The sequence below is a fragment of the Microcoleus sp. EPA2 genome, from assembly GCA_020882975.1.
Classification (GTDB): Bacteria; Cyanobacteriota; Cyanobacteriia; order Cyanobacteriales; family Microcoleaceae; genus Microcoleus.
Map to the genome: position 1 here is coordinate 47,594 of JAHRFD010000018.1, position 16,239 is coordinate 63,832.

The window sequence follows — 16,239 nt, forward strand, 5'->3', positions numbered from 1 at the left end:
CGACCCATGCCCAATTATATCACTTATCATCCCTGACTGGCAGCTTTGTATCCAGAATTTCCATCAACAATTCCAGCCGCGAAGGACGACTCAACATCGGCACTAAATTCGGCAGCGAGTAGTAATCTCCAGCAAACGTAAAGGTTTCTACCGCTACTTGTTTGTCCTTCAATTGCTTCTCAACATAATTGCACCAAGCGCCAACTCGCACGATTACCACATCAGGAATTACCCCCAAACTGCGGCAGTAATTTTGATAAGCATCAGCGAAATAAGGTGCAGCATTTTCGCCTTCATCTGTGACTATGATGAATTGCTCAACTACTTGCTTTTTAATCCGCATTGCTTCCACCGCGCAACCGCAACTGGTGCCACCGCCAGCGCGAATGTGTTTGAATGCGCGTTCCCAATCTGTCAATTCGCTACCGTTTGCTTGCACTGGGTAGGGCATGGTGTCAAAGGCGTAGACGAACAGTGCAGCCTCGGAAATGCCCGATATTAAAGCAGCGAGACGTTTGCCGACTTCGATCGCACTTTCCATGCTTCCCGACTTGTCAATCAACAAACCCGTGGCTTTGGCAATTTTGCCGCGCTTTTTCACCTGTTCGTTGGTAACTGCTTCCAACTTCGCCACCGTTGCTGCGTCAAAGTTGGCGCTATCAGTTGCGACACTGGCTTTGTAAGCAGAAACGCGCGAACTCTTGGCTGCTTCACCCAACTTGGCATCAATCAACAGCTTGACTTCCGGGTGATCCATCGCGCCGCGAGACTGAATCGATTTCAGGTTGTTGATGACTTCCTGGGGCGACATCGAGTTAATCAACGCAGCCAAAACCATTGGTGTTAGCTGTTGGATTGCACCAATGGCGATCGTATACGGAATCTTGTACTCAACAATCAAATTCGCTTGTTCCGCTGCTGTTGCAGCCTTAGCTAACCGCTTTAAAACGAAGGCTAGAGAGTCTTCTGGTGGATTGTTTTGGAACAGAATCGCCGACGCGCGATCGCTCGGTTTGACGTGTAAAGTCGCGTACAAGTGCTTCATCGCTTTGCGACTGCGGAGGGCGGCGCGATCGAAAAACTGCGGATTCTTTTCCCGCGATTTCAGATAGCGAGTCACAGCAGTGCGCGCACTCCGAGGCACTTTATTTTGGTGCTGCTTCATGAAGTCCACAATCCGCGAAACCTCGTAGGGAGGAAACTGTTGCAACATCATAAAACCAGCATCTCGGTGTTCTGTTAGTGCAGAAGTTAGCAAGTTTCCGACAAAAACTTCCTTGTGGTCGCGGACGTCGCCTTGATGCTGATACCACACTGCTAAATGACCGTAAAAAATCGGGTCTAATTCCACAATTAGTTTGTGAATTTCTGCTACTTTTTCTAATTGACGGTGAGGTGTTGTGAGCAGACTGTTGAGCATTTCTAAACGTAAATCGCGCTCTGCTGCATTCATTTTCATTGGTTTTACCTAATATTTTGTACCGATTGCAACTGTGTCGGAGTCGATCGCTTTCAAATCTGGTTCAACCCAATTATTGCGGGCTTCCCAAGACATCAGCCGATCGCGCGTATAGTAGCTCAACGGTAAAGTACGATCGGCATATTTGGCGATCGCACCGTTAGCCAGACTTACCATCGATCGATGGAGGCTTTCCTGAGCGAGGTATCGGCGGATGATTCCCAGCCAAAACAGCGTTAGAGTTTCGTGATATCCACTATTTCTTGTAGTCTCAATTCCCTGAGCCGAGTTATAATGTTTAATCCCATTCCGCACTGCATCGATCGCTTCTTGCTCGGAGTCGTAAAACAGATACCACAGCCCGACGGTTAAATGGGCGGCATGATTCCATTGGTGGCGAGGTAGACTGCATTCTTGGAAAGCATGAATCAGGCTGTCTATCTCCCAGGGCGATCGGTAAATTATAGTTGTAGTTTTCATAATTTAATTCTCCTTTCTCACCACTTTTGAATCTAAAAGTTAGAAAAAAAAGCACTTCGCGCGAGTTGAAAAAGTCGTTGATTCACACACAGGATTTGAACCTGTATCTACTCGATCTTAAGTCAAGCGCCTGACCATTTGGCTAGTATGTAAACTTTCCCGATCGGGGCGCGAAGTGAAAAATTCTTTGGTAGTAAGGACTTCAGTCCTTATTTTTAGCTAGTCGTTCCATAATGAACTTAATTTGCTTCTTGTTGCATTGACGTTTAGCCACAACGTACTTCTCCCGGTTGACAGAAGACTTATTTTTGGTTATCCCCAAGGGTTCAATATCTGCCAGTTCCATCGCATACCACAAATCATTTATTTTCTGATAATGATGATAAGCATCTATGAAAACAAAATCATCGGGCTTCTTTTTAGGTACTTTCCGAACTCTCTTAGCTAAGCAAAGAATTCCCGTCTCAGGATGGACATAAAATTGCTTGTACCAATAACCAAGAGGAAGAGCTGTATCATAAAATTCACGATTTTTCCGATAAGGAACCCCATCAATTAACACCGCTGAGCTACATCCCCAAGATGAGGATGATAGGAGTCGAACCTATTACCTCTGGTTGAGAAAACCAAAAAGTGTGTAAGCTTCAACTGTTGGGGTGCGGTGTAGCAGTTGTTTAAATCTAAAAAATTCAGGTAGAAGAGGAGGCGCACAAGTCAGAGAAGCTATTTTTAAAACCCCTCTCCAAGAGGCGGAGAGGGTAGGAATCGAACCTACTGTACGATGTTTAGTCGAACGTTACCAGTTTGTAAGCTTCTTTAGTTGGGGTGCGCCGCCTAATAGCCGAGCCGAAATCCTGGTTAAATACCCCCTTTATTTCTTAGTCTGCGGAGGCAGACTTCGTTTGTATAGTGGCGGTTTTAACCGCCTAACGATCGAGGGGGTAGCCAACTCAGATAGCTGAATTTCTAGCCGTAAACGGCTTCTGGGCGCACAATTAAATCGCCCGAAGGACGGCGATCGAGCACGTAAGACTCGAAGCGATCGCCCTTAACATCAAAATGCTTGGCCAGACGTTCCTTAATGGCTTGTTCGCTCATTCCTGTCGCGATACCCAGTTGGTTTTCTGCCACATCATAGGAACGTCCTTCAAAACGAATGTGAACCATTACTGATACCTCCTTGAGCGATTTGAAATTTTGGATTTGGGATTGGTAGCCTGTCTGCTCTTTAGTCTTGCATTTATTCTCTAAAAGTTGCCAGTTGTATTTCCCCAAATACGGCTGGATTTTACTGAAACAAACGCCGTTCTAAGTGATAGTTTTGTTTGATGTTGCGGATTTTTTCAGTCTGTTTTGCAGGTTCAGTTTTGGCAGAATTTTCCTGCTCTGAATCCGCTTTGTCTGCATTGGATTGAGGCTGATTCGGTACAATCTCTGGCTCAGACGGAGGCAGTTTGTAACCGAAAATTGTGGTGTAAAGTAACAACATGACAATCTAGTCTCTGTTATAAGACTTTCAATTGGATGTTCCTTGAAATTTCGATTAGTTATTTAGTTTTCAAGGTTCAGAATTTTACGGAAAATACAGGTTTTTGCTTTTCCTGCCCTTTCCATATTTATATACTACATACGTACTACATAGGTGTCAAGGGGTTCGGAAAAGTTTTTTTGTCAGGATTGGGGGCTCGACGAAAGAAACTGGGTTTTTCACCTAATCTGTGGCTGTAGCGAAGTATTTTCGTCGATCGAACCTGGTTGGTAGAGTTCCAACTATATCGATCGAACTTCTTTGACATAGGCTATGGTTTTGCGAATATTGTGGAAGCCAACAGATTCGTACAGTCCCAGGGCACCGGACTGATTATCGGCATCGACTCCGATAATGGCTGTTTCGATACCGACAGCTTTTAGCCGGTGTAAGCCAGCCAGCAACATTGCTCGTCCTAATCCGAGGTTACGGAAGCCACGTCTTGTACCCAGAGACATGATCCAGCCTTCATTCCGACCGGTGCGATCGCACTCTTCGATACTGATTTCACAGTGACAAAATGCTGCGAAAGTGCCGTCAAGGGCCACTGCAATTAAGTCTAAATCCTTTCTGTAACTGGGTTTGGCTAAATCGTATTGGAATTGTTCTACTGTTAAATCGTGGTGGTTCCAGTGGTCGATAAATGATTGGTTGAACATTTCTACCCAAGCGATCGCATCCTGTGCGCCCCGAAACTGACTGAGGGTGAAGCCTTTGGGGATTTTTGGTTCTGGGATTGGTTGAGAGATCGATCGCGCCATACGACAAAAATGGCGATCGGGCTTGAAACCGCAATTTGCTAGCAGAGAAATGCGATCGCTATGTTCCGCGCGCACCCAAGATCGCAGTTTCACTGATATACCTCGTTCTGTTTGCACTTCCCGCATCCGCTTTTCTCCCCAAGCCACTGCTAGGGTTTGAATATTGCCCGATCGCGCGATCGGGTGAACGCAAAACCACAGCCAACCGTCGATCATCTCCCCAGATCCAGAAATCGACAACTGAGCAAAACCGATGAGTTTGCCTTGACTGTCTTCCCAAATGCAGATATCGCGACTTTTGTCAATGGATGGTTGATTAAATTTTTGTTGCAATTCGGAAATGGAAGTACCTTCTTCGAGGCGATCGACTTGTTCGCAAGTATCGATCAAATGGGCGATCGCTGGTAGGTCACTTTCATCCACGTAGGGTCTGATCGACACATTTAACATATATATAGTTGACGGTTGACTGTTGACGGTTGAATGTTTGAACAATAGCGATGCCACCAGAAACTACATCAGTTAAACGAAAAAATGTAGTTTTGGCGACAAAAGTAACAAATTGTTACTTTGTTTCTCAGGAATGAGACAGAGACATCATCCCAGGGATATATTCAAAACCATCAAGTTCGTCACCAAGTTGACCAACTAAGATAAGAAATAAATTTTCGTCTAAGTTAAGGAGAACTCAATGCTTGACGCTTTTTCAAGAGCTGTAGTTGCAGCCGATGCCAGCACCTCCACCGTAAGTGATATTGCTGCCCTCAGAGCTTTCGTTGCCAGCGGCAACCGACGCTTGGATGCAGTAAACGCGATCGCCAGCAACGCTAGCTGCATAGTTTCTGATGCTATTGCCGGTATGATCTGCGAAAACCAAGGCTTGATCCAAGCCGGTGGTAACTGCTATCCTAACCGCCGCATGGCAGCTTGCTTGCGTGATGGAGAAATCATCCTGCGTTATGTCACCTACGCTTTGTTGGCTGGTGATGCTTCAGTTCTTGACGACCGTTGCTTGAATGGTTTGAAAGAAACCTACGCAGCTTTGGGCGTGCCCACCACCTCCACCGTGCGTGCCGTTCAAATCATGAAAGCTGCTTCTGCTGCTCACATCCAAGACAACCCCAGCGAAAAATTTGCTGGTGCTAAGTTGCGGAAAATGGGAACAATCGTAGTTGAAGATCGTTGCGCCACTCTAGTTGCCGAAGCTTCCAGCTACTTCGATCGCATCATTTCTGCACTGAGCTAGTCCATTGCTAATCGCAATTCGCTCAGCAAAATTGAAACTACGCTCACTGTCAAAATCACTTTAGGAGATTTAAGAAATGAAATCAGTTCTCACCACCGCTATCGCCTCTGCTGATGCAGCAGGCCGCTTCCCTAGCACCTCAGATTTAGAATCAGTCCAAGGTTCTATCCAACGCTCTGCTGCTCGTTTAGAAGCTGCTGAAAAGCTCGGCAACAACCTGGATGCAGTTGCAAAAGAAGCTTATGATGCTTGCATCAAAAAGTATCCTTACTTGAACGAAGCCGGTCAAGCTAACTCCACCGATACTTTCAAAGCAAAATGCCATCGCGACATCAAGCACTACCTGCGCTTGATCCAATACTGCTTAGTTGTTGGCGGCACAGGCCCTCTCGATGAATGGGGTATTGCTGGTCAACGCGAAGTTTATCGCGCTTTGAGCTTGCCTACTGCTCCTTACGTTGAAGCATTGAGCTTTGCTCGTAACCGCGGTTGTGCTCCTCGCGATATGTCTGCTCAAGCTTTGACTGAGTACAATGCTCTTCTTGACTACGCCATCAACTCCCTGTCCTAATTAATTAGCAGGTTTGTAATGTCGTGACTGGGTAGTTTATACCCCGACAAGTCTGGGAAATCTGGGTTCGTTGCATTACCAATTTTGGTAAGGTAAGAGTCAAGAATTCCCGGGCTTGTTATTGTGTTTGAATAGGCATATCCTAATTTCTTCCTTCTTTTCCCCCCAAGGGGGGGCAGGGGGGGGTTCTTCTTCCTTCTTCCTTCTAATATAATTTTATGGATAAACGCTTTTTTAGTTTCTTTAATTTAACAGAAGACCAGGCGATCGCCCTTTTGGATACGCCCCAAGCTGAAATTGGCGAAGAAGATTCCCGCTACATCGCTGCTTCCCACCTGATCAATTTCTCGACAGATCGATCGATCGCGGCATTGATGCGAGCAGTACAGCAAACCGATCCGGTGTTAGAAAATCGGATTGTGCGCCGCAAATCGGTAGAAACTTTGGGAAGACTGCAAGCTGCGCAAGCATTGCCAGTGATTCGCACCTGTTTGAGCGATAATGACTGTTACACTGTGGAAAATGCCGTTTGGGCGATCGGCGAAATTGGCACTCAAGATGCCGATATTTTAGAAGAAGTGGCTCAATTGCTGGATAAACCGGGACAAACCTATCGGGTAATTATCCACACTCTGACTAAACTAGATTATCAGCCAGCAGTAGCCAGAATTCGCAGATTTGTAGATGATATCGATCCGCCAACTGCTAGTGCTGCGATCGCCGCCATTTGTCGCTTAACCAGAGACTTTTCTCAAATGGAAAAAGTTGTTGCCATGTTGCAACACAAAAATGTCCTAGGGCGCAGATTATCCATCCAAGATTTGATAGATGCGCGTTACTACGATGCCATCCCTAATATTGCCAGATGTCCCGTATCTTTAGTGTTTCGGTTGAGAGGAATTAGGATGTTAGCATCAGCAGGAATTGCTGACAAATCCCTGACCTTTGCCACCATTCAACCTTACTTGGAACAAACCTTAAGAGATAATCCAGCGGATTTAGATTTAGTACATAGTTATGAAAACTTACCAGATTTATCGTTTTTGATTCGCCAGTTATACGAAACAGATTTTGGACGTTGCTATTTAGCAGCTAAAACAATTCTCGAACATTACTCAGAGGAAGCACCAGCAGCTTTGTTTGCCACCTTTGCCGAAGAAGCAAATAATGACTATGGAGCGCATTTTCATGTGGTAAAATTGTTTGGTTGGTTAAAACATTCTGCCGCTTACGATTTGTTATTGGAAGCTTTGAATAACTCCCAACCCCAGTTTCAGAAATCCCGTGCAGCCGCGGCGATCGCCCTGGGGGAACTGGGAGAACAACGTGCCATTCCCGAATTGAAAGCTTGTCTGGAAACTAAAATCTGGGATTTGAAGTATGCTGCATTAATGGCACTAGAAAAACTGGGTGATGTCAGCGGTTATGCGATCGCTGGGACTGACCAAGATTGGTTGGTTCGAGCTAAAATAGATGCTCATAATTCTGTAACATCCGAATTGTAATAGGAACACCGCAGTGCCTATTGGTGTCAACTTAAGGCTGAAACCCTCGATAAATCTGGGTTTTCTGCCAAGTCTAGATCCCCCTAAATCCCCCTTAAGAAGGGGGACTTCGATCGGACTCTTGTCCCCCCCTTCTGTAGGGGCGGTGCCCCCGTGCCCGCCCTCTCGGCTAGGGGGGATCTAGGCTTAACAGTCAAACAGCATTCTGTGACTGGGTTTGATGTTCAATTGACACCTATGAACTCTTGGAGTGTCCCTACTACCGGGCACGGCAGTAAGGTCTCCCTACAGAGAATATATCTTAATTAAGCTTAAATTAGAACACCTAAAAACACCAAAATTCATGACAACAGATGCTTTGTTTGAAAAACTAAAACACCCGAATCCTCATATGCGCGATCGGGCAATGTATGAAATAGCCGATTCCCGCGATGAAAATACAATTCCTCGACTGGTAAGCATTTTAGATGATGAAGATGTCGTCTATCGTCGGGCGGCGGTGAAGGTGTTGGGTGCGATCGGTGAGGATGCTGTACCATCGGTAGTTGACGCATTATTAAACAGTGAAAATGTGACTGTGCGAGGGAGTGCGGCCAAAGCACTAGCACAAATTGCGATTAACTATCCAGATTTGCCTTTCCCGGAAGTCGGTTTGCAGGGATTGAAAGCGGCGATTAATGACGCTAATCCTGTGGTGCATATTGCAGCCGTGATGGCCTTGGGGCAGATGGGTTCCTCTGCGTTTGAAATTTTGGTAGAATCGCTGAAAACAACGGATAATGTGGCGGTACAGGTGGCGATCGTGAATGCGCTGGCTTCTGTGGGCGATCGACGTTGTGTAGAAGTTCTCACCACATTTGCCAATGATGAAGCCGTGGATTCTTATGTGCGGGAATCAGCGACAAGTTCTTTATCGCGGTTGGATTTGGTGATGAATTACAAGCGTGCAGAATAGTAATGAATGAGTATGATTTTACTGTGAAGTTTAATCTAGAAAAATCCCTAGCTAATACTGACGATTTTATCGAGAAACTATATGCAGGTGGCTGTGACGATGCCTTAATTGGAGTTGGAAATAAAGGATATCTCGCACTGAATTTCATCCGCGACGCATCATCGGCTTATGAAGCTATTTCTACGGCGATTCATGATGTCAAAAGAGTTGTTCAAGGTGTTACTCTAATTGAAGCAGCACCAGATTTGGTTGGTTTGACAGATGCAGCTAAAATTCTGGGGTACACTCAACAGCACATGAAAAATCTCTCGCTCGAAAGCAACTCAAAATTTCCGATTCCTGTTTATGAAGGTGCCCATTCGATCTGGCATTTAGCGGAAATTTTAATTTGGTTGCGCGAAAATCGAATGCACTCAATTGATGATACGCTGTTAGATATTGCTCAAACCAATATGAATATTAACATTGCTAGGAGTTGGCAAAAGATCCATCCTGATACCCAGGAAAGTATCAAGGCGCTGGCTGTTTAGTTTGGTTTGTGCGATCGAAGCCGATTTGTTAGCGATGCAATCTAAGGAAAACACCAATGAAAATTAAAGTCAAAAATCTTGGTGCCCTAAAACAAGCTGAATTCACCCTGGGCGAGTTGACAATTATTTGTGGTGGCAACAATACCGGAAAGACCTACGCTACCTATGCACTGTTTGGCTTTTTGTTTACTTGGCGGCAGATTTTGGCGATCGAAATCAACGACAACAAAATTCAGCAACTCCTTGCTGACGGTGTAATCCATCTAGACATACAAGAATATGTCAAACAGGCAGAGCAAATTGTTTTTAAAGCTTGTCAAGTTTATACACAGCAATTGCCTCAGATTTTTGCAGCACAGGCTAAAAGATTTAAAAAAACAGAGTTTCAGGTAAACCTAGATATCAAAAATATTACCTTGGCAAGCCAATTTCAGTCAACACTAGGCTCTGCCAATGTCGAATTATTCTCGATGACGAAAAGAGAAGATAGTAGAGAATTAGTTGTTACCTTGCTAGTTGAAAAAGAAAAGGCAAAAATCCCCAATGAAATACTTAAAAAAACCATTGCCGATGCACTAAAAAATATTATTTTTGCCGAAATTATTCCTCGTCCTTTTATCGCTAGTGCAGAAAGAACTGGTGCAGCTATTTTTCGCAAAGAGTTGAATTTTGCCCGTAATAGATTGCTTGAACAAATGGGTAAAGGCAACAATAATATCCATCCCATTGAACTCTTATTTAAGGCTTATCAGGACTATGCTTTGCCAATCAAGACAAACGTTGACTTTACGAGAGAACTGGAAACCATTGTCAAAAAAAGCAGTTTTCTTGCCGAGAAACATCCTGATATACTGGCAGATTTTGCTGACATAATCGGCGGCCAATACACTGTTACCCGTAATGATGAACTTTATTATGAGCCGAATGGTAAAAGGCTCAAGCTTTCTATGGATGAAAGTTCTAGTGCTGTGCGTTCTCTATTAGACATCGGTTTTTACCTAAAACATGAGGCTCAAATTGGCGATTTACTGATGATAGATGAACCAGAATTGAATCTACATCCTGAAAACCAGCGCCGCGTCGCACGTCTATTTGCTCGCTTGGTAAATCTTGGTATTAAGGTTTTTATCACTACCCACAGCGATTACATTATTAAAGAACTGAATACGTTGATTATGCTTAACCATGACAAACCTCATCTGAAGCGAATTGCTGAAGAAGAAGGTTATCGAGAAGTAGAACTAATTTCGTCTAACAAAATCAAAGTTTATATTGCGGAAGAGGCAGGGAAGACAAAAACAAATAAATGTCAAACTCTTACACCAGCGGATATCGATCCAGAAATGGGTATTGAAGCCCGCAGTTTTGATACAACTATTGAAACGATGAATAGGATTCACGAAGCGATTGTCTGGGGTGAGGATTGATGTCTGATATTGCGATCCTCAAAGAGATGATTCAAGAAAGTGCTACAGTTCCATTGGAAGAACACAAAGGTAAAAAGCAAGTTACACTCAAAGAGCCTCCGCCTGCTGACTATTCTGTAACGATTGATGGAATGCCTGATGATGCTCAAGTTATTGTCATTAAAGCCGATGCTTTCCCAGCACCAACCAAGATTTTCACGAGTTCAAAAGGTCAGTGCAAACGCGCAGATTTTGTGATTATTGCTGATACTCCTACAGAAAAAATCATCTTTTGTATTGAGATGAAGAAAAAGAAAGACCAGAATACAAAAATTATCCAGCAACTAACGGGTGCAAAATGCTTTGTTGACTATTGTAAGGAAATCGGCAAAGCATTTTGGCATCAACAAAACTTCCTTGATGCTTATGAATATCGTTTTGTCAGTATCGGTCATATTAGCATTTCCAAAGGAAAAACACGCAATAATCGCTCAACTGAGACTAATGACCGTTTAACTGAGATTCATGACCGTCCTGATAGGATGCTGAAAATTAGTAGACCCAATAAACTTCAGTTCAATCATTTAATCTACGGGAGATAGATAGTGTGGTGAACGTCAAAATCAGCGCTTCGGGACTTAGCTTTTACTTTTCAAACAACTTTTCACCTTTACCCTTTTCTCCTTTCAACCTTAAAAACATCCTCAATACTTTTCCCAGCCGTTTTATCCTCCCAGCCCATCGCCATCAAGAAACTCTCAGCAGACTGAGTTTCCACCACATCAACTCCCCATTCTCCGGTTTGCAGCGCTTCAGGATCGTCACTCAATGGCGGAGTCTTCTTGAATCCAGCTAAAATCAAAACATCAGGAAAAGAATCATCAACTTTCCCTTGACTCTTTCGCTTATTCACCAAAGCTTCAGCACAAAATTCCCCAACTTGAGGCGGAGCAAAATCATGAGTAGAAAATAAAATTTCTACCATCCAATGAGCGTGCTTTAATTGACGACACTTAATCTCAGGATATTGGCTTAAACCCTCAGCAAATACCAGAGTCAAATCTTCCCGACTTAAGGCCGGAAAAACACCCTCTGGCATATCAAAATTATGAGAAAGTAACATCCGCCCGGTTCCAGATTCAGTCATATTTTTAATTACTTAATTTGAGAAATTGCTAACTTAATTACACCTTGAATCGCCACTTCCGATTCCTTGGCTAAGGCTGTTTGTAGCGGCTCGATCGCACTTCGATCGCCTACTTTCATCAAAGACAAAGCCGCCGCCCTGCGAGTTTCCCCATCACCGGTATCCAGTAACTCAATCAGGTTGGGGATTGCAGGCTTATAAGCCAGATTTCCTAAAGCCGCCGCCGCCTCACAACGCACATCCACATCCACATCCGTCAGAGACTTAACCAAAATCTCAAATAACTCCGCTTTGGGCTCTTCCTGTGCGACTTTGGCGATCGCCCCTACCACCGCACTGCGCACCACAGGCGAATCAGAAGCTATGGCTTGATACAAATACTCCTTCGCCTCCGCCCCAATAAACGCCAACGCCCAAGCCGCATGACCGATCGTACTTTCCGGCACATCCTTAGATGCTAAAATATCCAACAAAGCCTGCACAGAAGGTTCACCAATCCTCGCCAGCGCCCCAATCGACGAACCCTTAACCACCGTATCCTCATCATTCAACAAAGCATGAATTAAATGAGGAACCGCAGTTGGATCTGCAATCAAAGTCAAAGTTTTAGCCGCCGCCCGTCGCACCACGGGATTAGCATGATTTGCCAAACCATCCAACAAAAAAGGAGTCGATGCTTCACCAATTTCGGCCAAAGTTTCCGCGAAACGCAGTCTAGTCATCCCCCGCGTATCTCCCAAACATTCAACCAACCGCTGCAAAATTTCCCCATCATCAGGATCGAAAGTATCTAAATCTATTTGTTCAGTAACTTCTCGCAGAAAAGCATCTGTTTCTGCATGAGCCAATAAAATTGGATCGTCCTGAGATTGAACACCAGCATTCACCATCATAGTCACCTAATTATTAGTAGTTATAGCAGCCAATTGAGCGCGGAGACTCTCAAGTCCAGCATCAATTTGAGCCAGTTCGGGCTCAATTTGAGCCAGAGCTGGTTTCTGGGGTAGCTTTGCCTTTTTGGCCGCAGCGATTGTCTCAGTCACCAAACGTTCCCGATATCGCTCAAATTCCGCAATCACTTCCACCAATTCTTCAGGATTTATCTGTGTTGAATCCTCGACCGATTCATCAATATCAGATGGTGTTAATTCTTCGTTTTCAGACATAGTTTTGATATTTTGATAACAGGTGAAAAAAAATCGGCGATCGCGTCTAATCAAACAAATTAAATTTCCGTAGGGGCGGGTTTTACCAACAATAATTGCCCAAGACCAATCATCTCATAAACCCGCCCCCACCAAACCCTAAATCGCTTTAACTCAAACCACAGCCGCCCCAGAAACCCTCAAGCGATTGCGTTCCAACATCTCTTCTAAAACAGACTGAGAAATACAACGACGCTCAGAACAGTAGGCCATTTGTTTAACCCCATTGCTCATTTGAACGGTCATCACCCGTACCCGAAAATGATCGTTAATAAACCAACAGCGTTCCTGTCCTTGATTTGTCTCATATTCCGTCTCAATAGTCAACACCCCATCCTCAGCAAAATTGTAAATACCAATTACCGGAATGCCTTCCACATAACCGCGATTTCGCAGAAACTTGCCCATCTTTGGGTTATTGGGATTGGGTACATCGATCAGAATTGCAGCATAATTTTGGTTCGGGGTAGCATCATCCAAATTATCCTGCCACATGAAACTGCATCCCCCGCTCACTAAAGCGGGATCTACATTCTGCTGTTGACAAACTTCTAAGACTCTGGGATCATCTATTGACAAGACATCAATGATGACATTAGATTCTCCCGACTCATCAGCAGCAGCAGTATCAAAATTATGGACTGTTCGCTGAGTGAACCAAACGCCCTCACTTTTGCGAAAGAAATCCATCATAGTCATCGGTGGTGTTAGCAGCATTTCTGTGTCAACTTAGGGAGAGAAATCGAGGAAATCCCCTTGTGAAAAGGGAGGGGAGGAGAAACGGATCGAATTTTGGTTAAGAAAATTAACACGCAGGTGATCGCACAACAATCAAATCCTAGGATAAATGACACCGGACACTTTGAGCAATTCGATCAATAAATCTTCAAAAACTCTAATGACACTTAATCAACACTCTTTTTTCCTCTCTGAACCGCTGACTCTCACAGAAGTTTTACAAGCTGTTGAGCAAGGTAAAAGCTTAGCTCAAACTAACCTCCAGGGAATCAACCTCAGCCAGATGGATTTATCCGGGATTGACTTGAGCGGCACAAATTTAATCGGCGCCAACCTCAGCAAAACCAATTTACAAGGTGCAAATCTCCAAGGAGTTGATTTACGGCGGGCTAGCCTCAGAGATGCCAATTTGAGTGGAGCCAACTTACAAAGAAGTTATTTTTTTAGGGCAGATTTACAAGGTTGTAATCTAGTCGATGCCAACTTAGAATCAGCTAAATTCAAATTAGCATTATACGATCGCCATACGCTGTGGCCAGAAGGATTTAATTACCAAAAGATTGAAGCAATTGGGCCAAAAGCCAGTCTCAGTGGGGCTTTCTTGAATACAGCCAATCTCAGAGGAGCCGATTTGAGTTACTGTAATTTGCGAGGTGCTTATCTAAATGGAGCCGATTTAACAGGCGCCAATTTGGAAGGAGCAGCCTTAAGTGGTGCAACTCTTCAAAATGCTTTACTCACTGGTGCTTATTTGCGGAATGCGATATTAATTGGCGCTGAGTTACAGGGAGCTGATTTACGGGCGGCTGATTTGACAGGGGCGAATTTAGAACAATTAAAAAGTATTGCTGGCGCTGATTTTAGTTTAGTACAAGGATTGACAGAAGAAGCCAGAGCCATGCTTCGCAGTCGTAGTTCCAAGGAGTTAGGTACTTGGAACTCTTTCACTCGTAATAATACGGCTCAAAGCCTTGCTTGTTAAATCAATTCCGGTAGATTGATTCTGGTATAATCCAAATTTCTGTAGGGGCGGGTTTTACAAACAATAATTGCCTAAAACCCACAATCTCCTAAACCCGCCCCACCCAAAGACAAGGTGGGGGGTAGGCACGGACGGGGGCACTACCCCTACAAAGCCCTCGTTTCTTGGAGAATGAAACCGCCCTGGGGGTAGGGGGGTTCTTCTTCCTTCTTCCTTCTCCTATAAATGCCGTTCCAAATCGAACAAAAAACCGTGAATATATTCCTCCGTCCACTCCTCACCATAGAACCGCAAAAACATCCCCCTGGCAGGATCTTTCGCAGCACGATAATTGATATAATTCCGTTGAGCTTGAAGAATTTCTGCTAATCTCTGACTATCTGTGACTGGTTGGGCGCGATCGACCAAATCGAGATAAGCTTGTAGATAATCCTGAAAAGCTGCAAACACCGTAGTTTGCACGGCCTCCGTTTCCTTGGGACGAGTCCACAGAAAAGCCGGAGAAAAGAACTGTTTGGCTTCTTCAGGAAAATCGCCACCCCAAGGTAAGTCTGTTTGATATTTGTTAAAAATCGGTAAAATTGGATCGGAGTATTGCTGTTGATAAGCGACATCGTGGAAAAGCGGCTGCATATCTAAAGCAATCAAATGTCCCCCCGGCAAAGTTACTAAATCCGCCCCAAAAAAAGGCAAATCGTAATTTATTTGGGGGAAAATTACAAAATTCAGTACCTGAAGAGCATCACCACCCTGAACGTGAGCTGCCCGAATCTGGCGCAGTTTAGAGGATTGGAAAGCATGGCTGGTTGTTACCACCAACTGCTCTTTTTTTCCTTTCCCAGTGATACATTCTTTCTTTTCAAAACCTGCCGGAATCGGATAAAGAGCTAGGTCTAGTCGTTCCGTTATCAGTGGGATGGCGTAATCTAAAAAAGGTTGATATAGAGTCATATTTAATTTATATCGCCCCGGCGGGAATCGCTAAGGGAACAGCATCTTCAAACAAAAACTCGTACAAAAATTTCTCTGACCATTCATGACCGAAATAGCTGCTGAATAGTCCTGATGCGGGGTCTCTTTCTGCACTATACTGGTCGTAATCTTTCTGTGCTTTCACAATCCGCTCAACTTCTTGGGGAGTTTTCAGCACTGAAGCTTGCTTTAGCATTTGACAATACAACTGGACGTATTCTTGATAGGCGGGAAACAATTGGTTTACCACTGTTTCGGCGTCGGTTTTGGCAAAGAGCAAATTTTTGGAAAAATATTGGTTGGCATCATAAAACTTCATTTCTAAGTCTTGTACCAATGCGCTGTATTTAGTGCGAATTTCGGTCAATGGTTCGATATACTTGTCTATGTAGGGGCGATCGCGGAATAAGGGCTGAAAATCAATCACTACCAAGATTTTCTTTTTCCCAAACGCTAAAAAATCAATCCCCAGCAAGGGTAGATCGTAATTATAGTTAGGATAAATGACACTGTTGAAAATTTGCGCCGTTTCCCCAGCATCGATGTAGGTGTAGCGAATTTTTCGCAATTCTGGGCATTGATAGCACCAACTTTGAATCGTGGCTGGATTTTTGCCTCTTTCGCTCACCACTGATTCCAAACCAGAGGGAATGGGACGGCTCTCTAGTGCAAAATTCTTAGACAGTTCTTTTTCTAAAAATTGCTGAAATGGCTTAAACATATATGATAATTTAGCCCCTTATAGGTTTTCCCT

General features: G+C 44.2%; 20 protein-coding genes and 1 tRNA gene. 8 read left to right on the top strand and 13 right to left on the bottom strand.

Annotation, left to right across the window (positions count from 1 at the left end):
• Window positions 1-19 precede the first annotated feature (19 nt).
• The 7 genes from AAFP14_RS16600 to AAFP14_RS16630 all read right to left on the bottom strand — a co-directional run bounded on the left by AAFP14_RS16600 (window position 20) and on the right by AAFP14_RS16630 (window position 4,678).
• A complete protein-coding gene (locus tag AAFP14_RS16600) occupies window positions 20-1,459 on the bottom strand; it encodes a hypothetical protein (protein ID WP_341733351.1) in 1,440 nt (479 codons plus the stop codon).
• Window positions 1,460-1,468: 9 nt separating this feature from the next.
• The gene (locus tag AAFP14_RS16605; protein WP_341733352.1) at window positions 1,469-1,939 is read right to left on the bottom strand and encodes a hypothetical protein; all 471 of its coding nucleotides are present in this window, start codon (window positions 1,937-1,939) and stop codon (window positions 1,469-1,471) included.
• Window positions 1,940-2,022: 83 nt separating this feature from the next.
• Window positions 2,023-2,091, bottom strand: a tRNA-Leu gene (locus AAFP14_RS16610).
• Between the two features lie 50 nt (window positions 2,092-2,141).
• Window positions 2,142-2,501: a hypothetical protein gene (locus AAFP14_RS16615; RefSeq protein WP_341733353.1), complete on the bottom strand. Its 360-nt coding sequence runs from the start codon at window positions 2,499-2,501 to the stop codon at window positions 2,142-2,144.
• 404 nt (window positions 2,502-2,905) lie between these two features.
• Window positions 2,906-3,106: a hypothetical protein gene (locus AAFP14_RS16620; protein WP_340517046.1), complete on the bottom strand. Its 201-nt coding sequence runs from the start codon at window positions 3,104-3,106 to the stop codon at window positions 2,906-2,908.
• Window positions 3,107-3,227: 121 nt separating this feature from the next.
• Complete coding sequence (locus AAFP14_RS16625; protein WP_341733354.1) at window positions 3,228-3,428, bottom strand: radical SAM protein; 201 nt, start codon at window positions 3,426-3,428, stop codon at window positions 3,228-3,230.
• Window positions 3,429-3,709: 281 nt separating this feature from the next.
• Entirely contained in the window at window positions 3,710-4,678 is a 969-nt protein-coding gene (locus AAFP14_RS16630) for a GNAT family N-acetyltransferase (protein WP_341733355.1), read from the bottom strand.
• A gap of 241 nt (window positions 4,679-4,919) precedes the next feature.
• Between AAFP14_RS16630 and cpeB the strand changes: the two genes are divergently transcribed.
• The 7 genes from cpeB to AAFP14_RS16665 all read left to right on the top strand — a co-directional run bounded on the left by cpeB (window position 4,920) and on the right by AAFP14_RS16665 (window position 11,043).
• A complete protein-coding gene (gene cpeB, locus AAFP14_RS16635) occupies window positions 4,920-5,474 on the top strand; it encodes a C-phycoerythrin subunit beta (protein WP_341733356.1) in 555 nt (184 codons plus the stop codon).
• Window positions 5,475-5,550: 76 nt separating this feature from the next.
• Window positions 5,551-6,045: a globin family protein gene (locus AAFP14_RS16640; protein ID WP_341733357.1), complete on the top strand. Its 495-nt coding sequence runs from the start codon at window positions 5,551-5,553 to the stop codon at window positions 6,043-6,045.
• A gap of 218 nt (window positions 6,046-6,263) precedes the next feature.
• Window positions 6,264-7,550 carry a HEAT repeat domain-containing protein gene (locus AAFP14_RS16645; protein WP_341733358.1) on the top strand — a complete coding sequence of 429 codons (1,287 nt, stop codon included), beginning with the start codon at window positions 6,264-6,266 and terminating at the stop codon, window positions 7,548-7,550.
• Window positions 7,551-7,800: 250 nt separating this feature from the next.
• Window positions 7,801-8,505 carry a HEAT repeat domain-containing protein gene (locus AAFP14_RS16650; protein WP_341733359.1) on the top strand — a complete coding sequence of 235 codons (705 nt, stop codon included), beginning with the start codon at window positions 7,801-7,803 and terminating at the stop codon, window positions 8,503-8,505.
• Between the two features lie 2 nt (window positions 8,506-8,507).
• Window positions 8,508-9,035, top strand: a complete 528-nt coding sequence (locus AAFP14_RS16655; RefSeq protein WP_341733360.1) for a helix-turn-helix transcriptional regulator — start codon at window positions 8,508-8,510, stop codon at window positions 9,033-9,035.
• A 56-nt stretch (window positions 9,036-9,091) separates the two neighbouring features.
• Complete coding sequence (locus tag AAFP14_RS16660) at window positions 9,092-10,462, top strand: AAA family ATPase (protein WP_341733361.1); 1,371 nt, start codon at window positions 9,092-9,094, stop codon at window positions 10,460-10,462.
• A complete protein-coding gene (locus AAFP14_RS16665; RefSeq protein WP_341733362.1) occupies window positions 10,462-11,043 on the top strand; it encodes a hypothetical protein in 582 nt (193 codons plus the stop codon). The genes AAFP14_RS16660 and AAFP14_RS16665 overlap by 1 nt, the downstream gene beginning before the upstream one ends.
• A gap of 68 nt (window positions 11,044-11,111) precedes the next feature.
• On the opposite strand, the gene AAFP14_RS16670 is transcribed toward AAFP14_RS16665, so the two are convergent.
• The 4 genes from AAFP14_RS16670 to AAFP14_RS16685 all read right to left on the bottom strand — a co-directional run bounded on the left by AAFP14_RS16670 (window position 11,112) and on the right by AAFP14_RS16685 (window position 13,510).
• The gene (locus AAFP14_RS16670) at window positions 11,112-11,588 is read right to left on the bottom strand and encodes a DUF2656 domain-containing protein (RefSeq protein WP_341733363.1); all 477 of its coding nucleotides are present in this window, start codon (window positions 11,586-11,588) and stop codon (window positions 11,112-11,114) included.
• A gap of 8 nt (window positions 11,589-11,596) precedes the next feature.
• Window positions 11,597-12,481: a HEAT repeat domain-containing protein gene (locus AAFP14_RS16675; protein WP_341733364.1), complete on the bottom strand. Its 885-nt coding sequence runs from the start codon at window positions 12,479-12,481 to the stop codon at window positions 11,597-11,599.
• A 6-nt stretch (window positions 12,482-12,487) separates the two neighbouring features.
• The gene (locus tag AAFP14_RS16680) at window positions 12,488-12,754 is read right to left on the bottom strand and encodes a hypothetical protein (protein ID WP_341733365.1); all 267 of its coding nucleotides are present in this window, start codon (window positions 12,752-12,754) and stop codon (window positions 12,488-12,490) included.
• Window positions 12,755-12,907: 153 nt separating this feature from the next.
• Window positions 12,908-13,510, bottom strand: a complete 603-nt coding sequence (locus AAFP14_RS16685) for a phycobiliprotein lyase (RefSeq protein ID WP_341733366.1) — start codon at window positions 13,508-13,510, stop codon at window positions 12,908-12,910.
• A 181-nt stretch (window positions 13,511-13,691) separates the two neighbouring features.
• Here AAFP14_RS16685 and AAFP14_RS16690 point away from each other — a divergent pair, with 181 nt between their 5' ends.
• Entirely contained in the window at window positions 13,692-14,513 is an 822-nt protein-coding gene (locus AAFP14_RS16690) for a pentapeptide repeat-containing protein (protein WP_341733367.1), read from the top strand.
• A 219-nt stretch (window positions 14,514-14,732) separates the two neighbouring features.
• Here AAFP14_RS16690 and AAFP14_RS16695 read toward each other — a convergent pair whose 3' ends face one another.
• Complete coding sequence (locus tag AAFP14_RS16695) at window positions 14,733-15,464, bottom strand: phycoerythrobilin:ferredoxin oxidoreductase (protein WP_341733368.1); 732 nt, start codon at window positions 15,462-15,464, stop codon at window positions 14,733-14,735.
• Between the two features lie 7 nt (window positions 15,465-15,471).
• A complete protein-coding gene (locus AAFP14_RS16700) occupies window positions 15,472-16,206 on the bottom strand; it encodes a 15,16-dihydrobiliverdin:ferredoxin oxidoreductase (RefSeq protein ID WP_341733369.1) in 735 nt (244 codons plus the stop codon).
• Between the last annotated feature and the right edge of the window lie 33 nt (window positions 16,207-16,239).

Bases quoted from the DNA above. Each gene is read 5' to 3' on its own strand.
- AAFP14_RS16600 (WP_341733351.1), bottom strand. From the start codon at position 1,459: ATGAAAATGAATGCAGCAGAGCGCGATTTACGTTTAGAAATGCTCAAC.
- AAFP14_RS16605 (WP_341733352.1), bottom strand. From the start codon at position 1,939: ATGAAAACTACAACTATAATTTACCGATCGCCCTGGGAGATAGACAGC.
- AAFP14_RS16620 (WP_340517046.1), bottom strand. From the start codon at position 3,106: ATGGTTCACATTCGTTTTGAAGGACGTTCCTATGATGTGGCAGAAAAC.
- AAFP14_RS16625 (WP_341733354.1), bottom strand. From the start codon at position 3,428: ATGTTGTTACTTTACACCACAATTTTCGGTTACAAACTGCCTCCGTCT.
- AAFP14_RS16630 (WP_341733355.1), bottom strand. From the start codon at position 4,678: ATGTTAAATGTGTCGATCAGACCCTACGTGGATGAAAGTGACCTACCA.
- cpeB (WP_341733356.1), top strand. From the start codon at position 4,920: ATGCTTGACGCTTTTTCAAGAGCTGTAGTTGCAGCCGATGCCAGCACC.
- AAFP14_RS16640 (WP_341733357.1), top strand. From the start codon at position 5,551: ATGAAATCAGTTCTCACCACCGCTATCGCCTCTGCTGATGCAGCAGGC.
- AAFP14_RS16645 (WP_341733358.1), top strand. From the start codon at position 6,264: ATGGATAAACGCTTTTTTAGTTTCTTTAATTTAACAGAAGACCAGGCG.
- AAFP14_RS16655 (WP_341733360.1), top strand. From the start codon at position 8,508: ATGAATGAGTATGATTTTACTGTGAAGTTTAATCTAGAAAAATCCCTA.
- AAFP14_RS16660 (WP_341733361.1), top strand. From the start codon at position 9,092: ATGAAAATTAAAGTCAAAAATCTTGGTGCCCTAAAACAAGCTGAATTC.
- AAFP14_RS16665 (WP_341733362.1), top strand. From the start codon at position 10,462: ATGTCTGATATTGCGATCCTCAAAGAGATGATTCAAGAAAGTGCTACA.
- AAFP14_RS16670 (WP_341733363.1), bottom strand. From the start codon at position 11,588: ATGACTGAATCTGGAACCGGGCGGATGTTACTTTCTCATAATTTTGAT.
- AAFP14_RS16675 (WP_341733364.1), bottom strand. From the start codon at position 12,481: ATGATGGTGAATGCTGGTGTTCAATCTCAGGACGATCCAATTTTATTG.
- AAFP14_RS16680 (WP_341733365.1), bottom strand. From the start codon at position 12,754: ATGTCTGAAAACGAAGAATTAACACCATCTGATATTGATGAATCGGTC.
- AAFP14_RS16685 (WP_341733366.1), bottom strand. From the start codon at position 13,510: ATGCTGCTAACACCACCGATGACTATGATGGATTTCTTTCGCAAAAGT.
- AAFP14_RS16690 (WP_341733367.1), top strand. From the start codon at position 13,692: ATGACACTTAATCAACACTCTTTTTTCCTCTCTGAACCGCTGACTCTC.
- AAFP14_RS16695 (WP_341733368.1), bottom strand. From the start codon at position 15,464: ATGACTCTATATCAACCTTTTTTAGATTACGCCATCCCACTGATAACG.
- AAFP14_RS16700 (WP_341733369.1), bottom strand. From the start codon at position 16,206: ATGTTTAAGCCATTTCAGCAATTTTTAGAAAAAGAACTGTCTAAGAAT.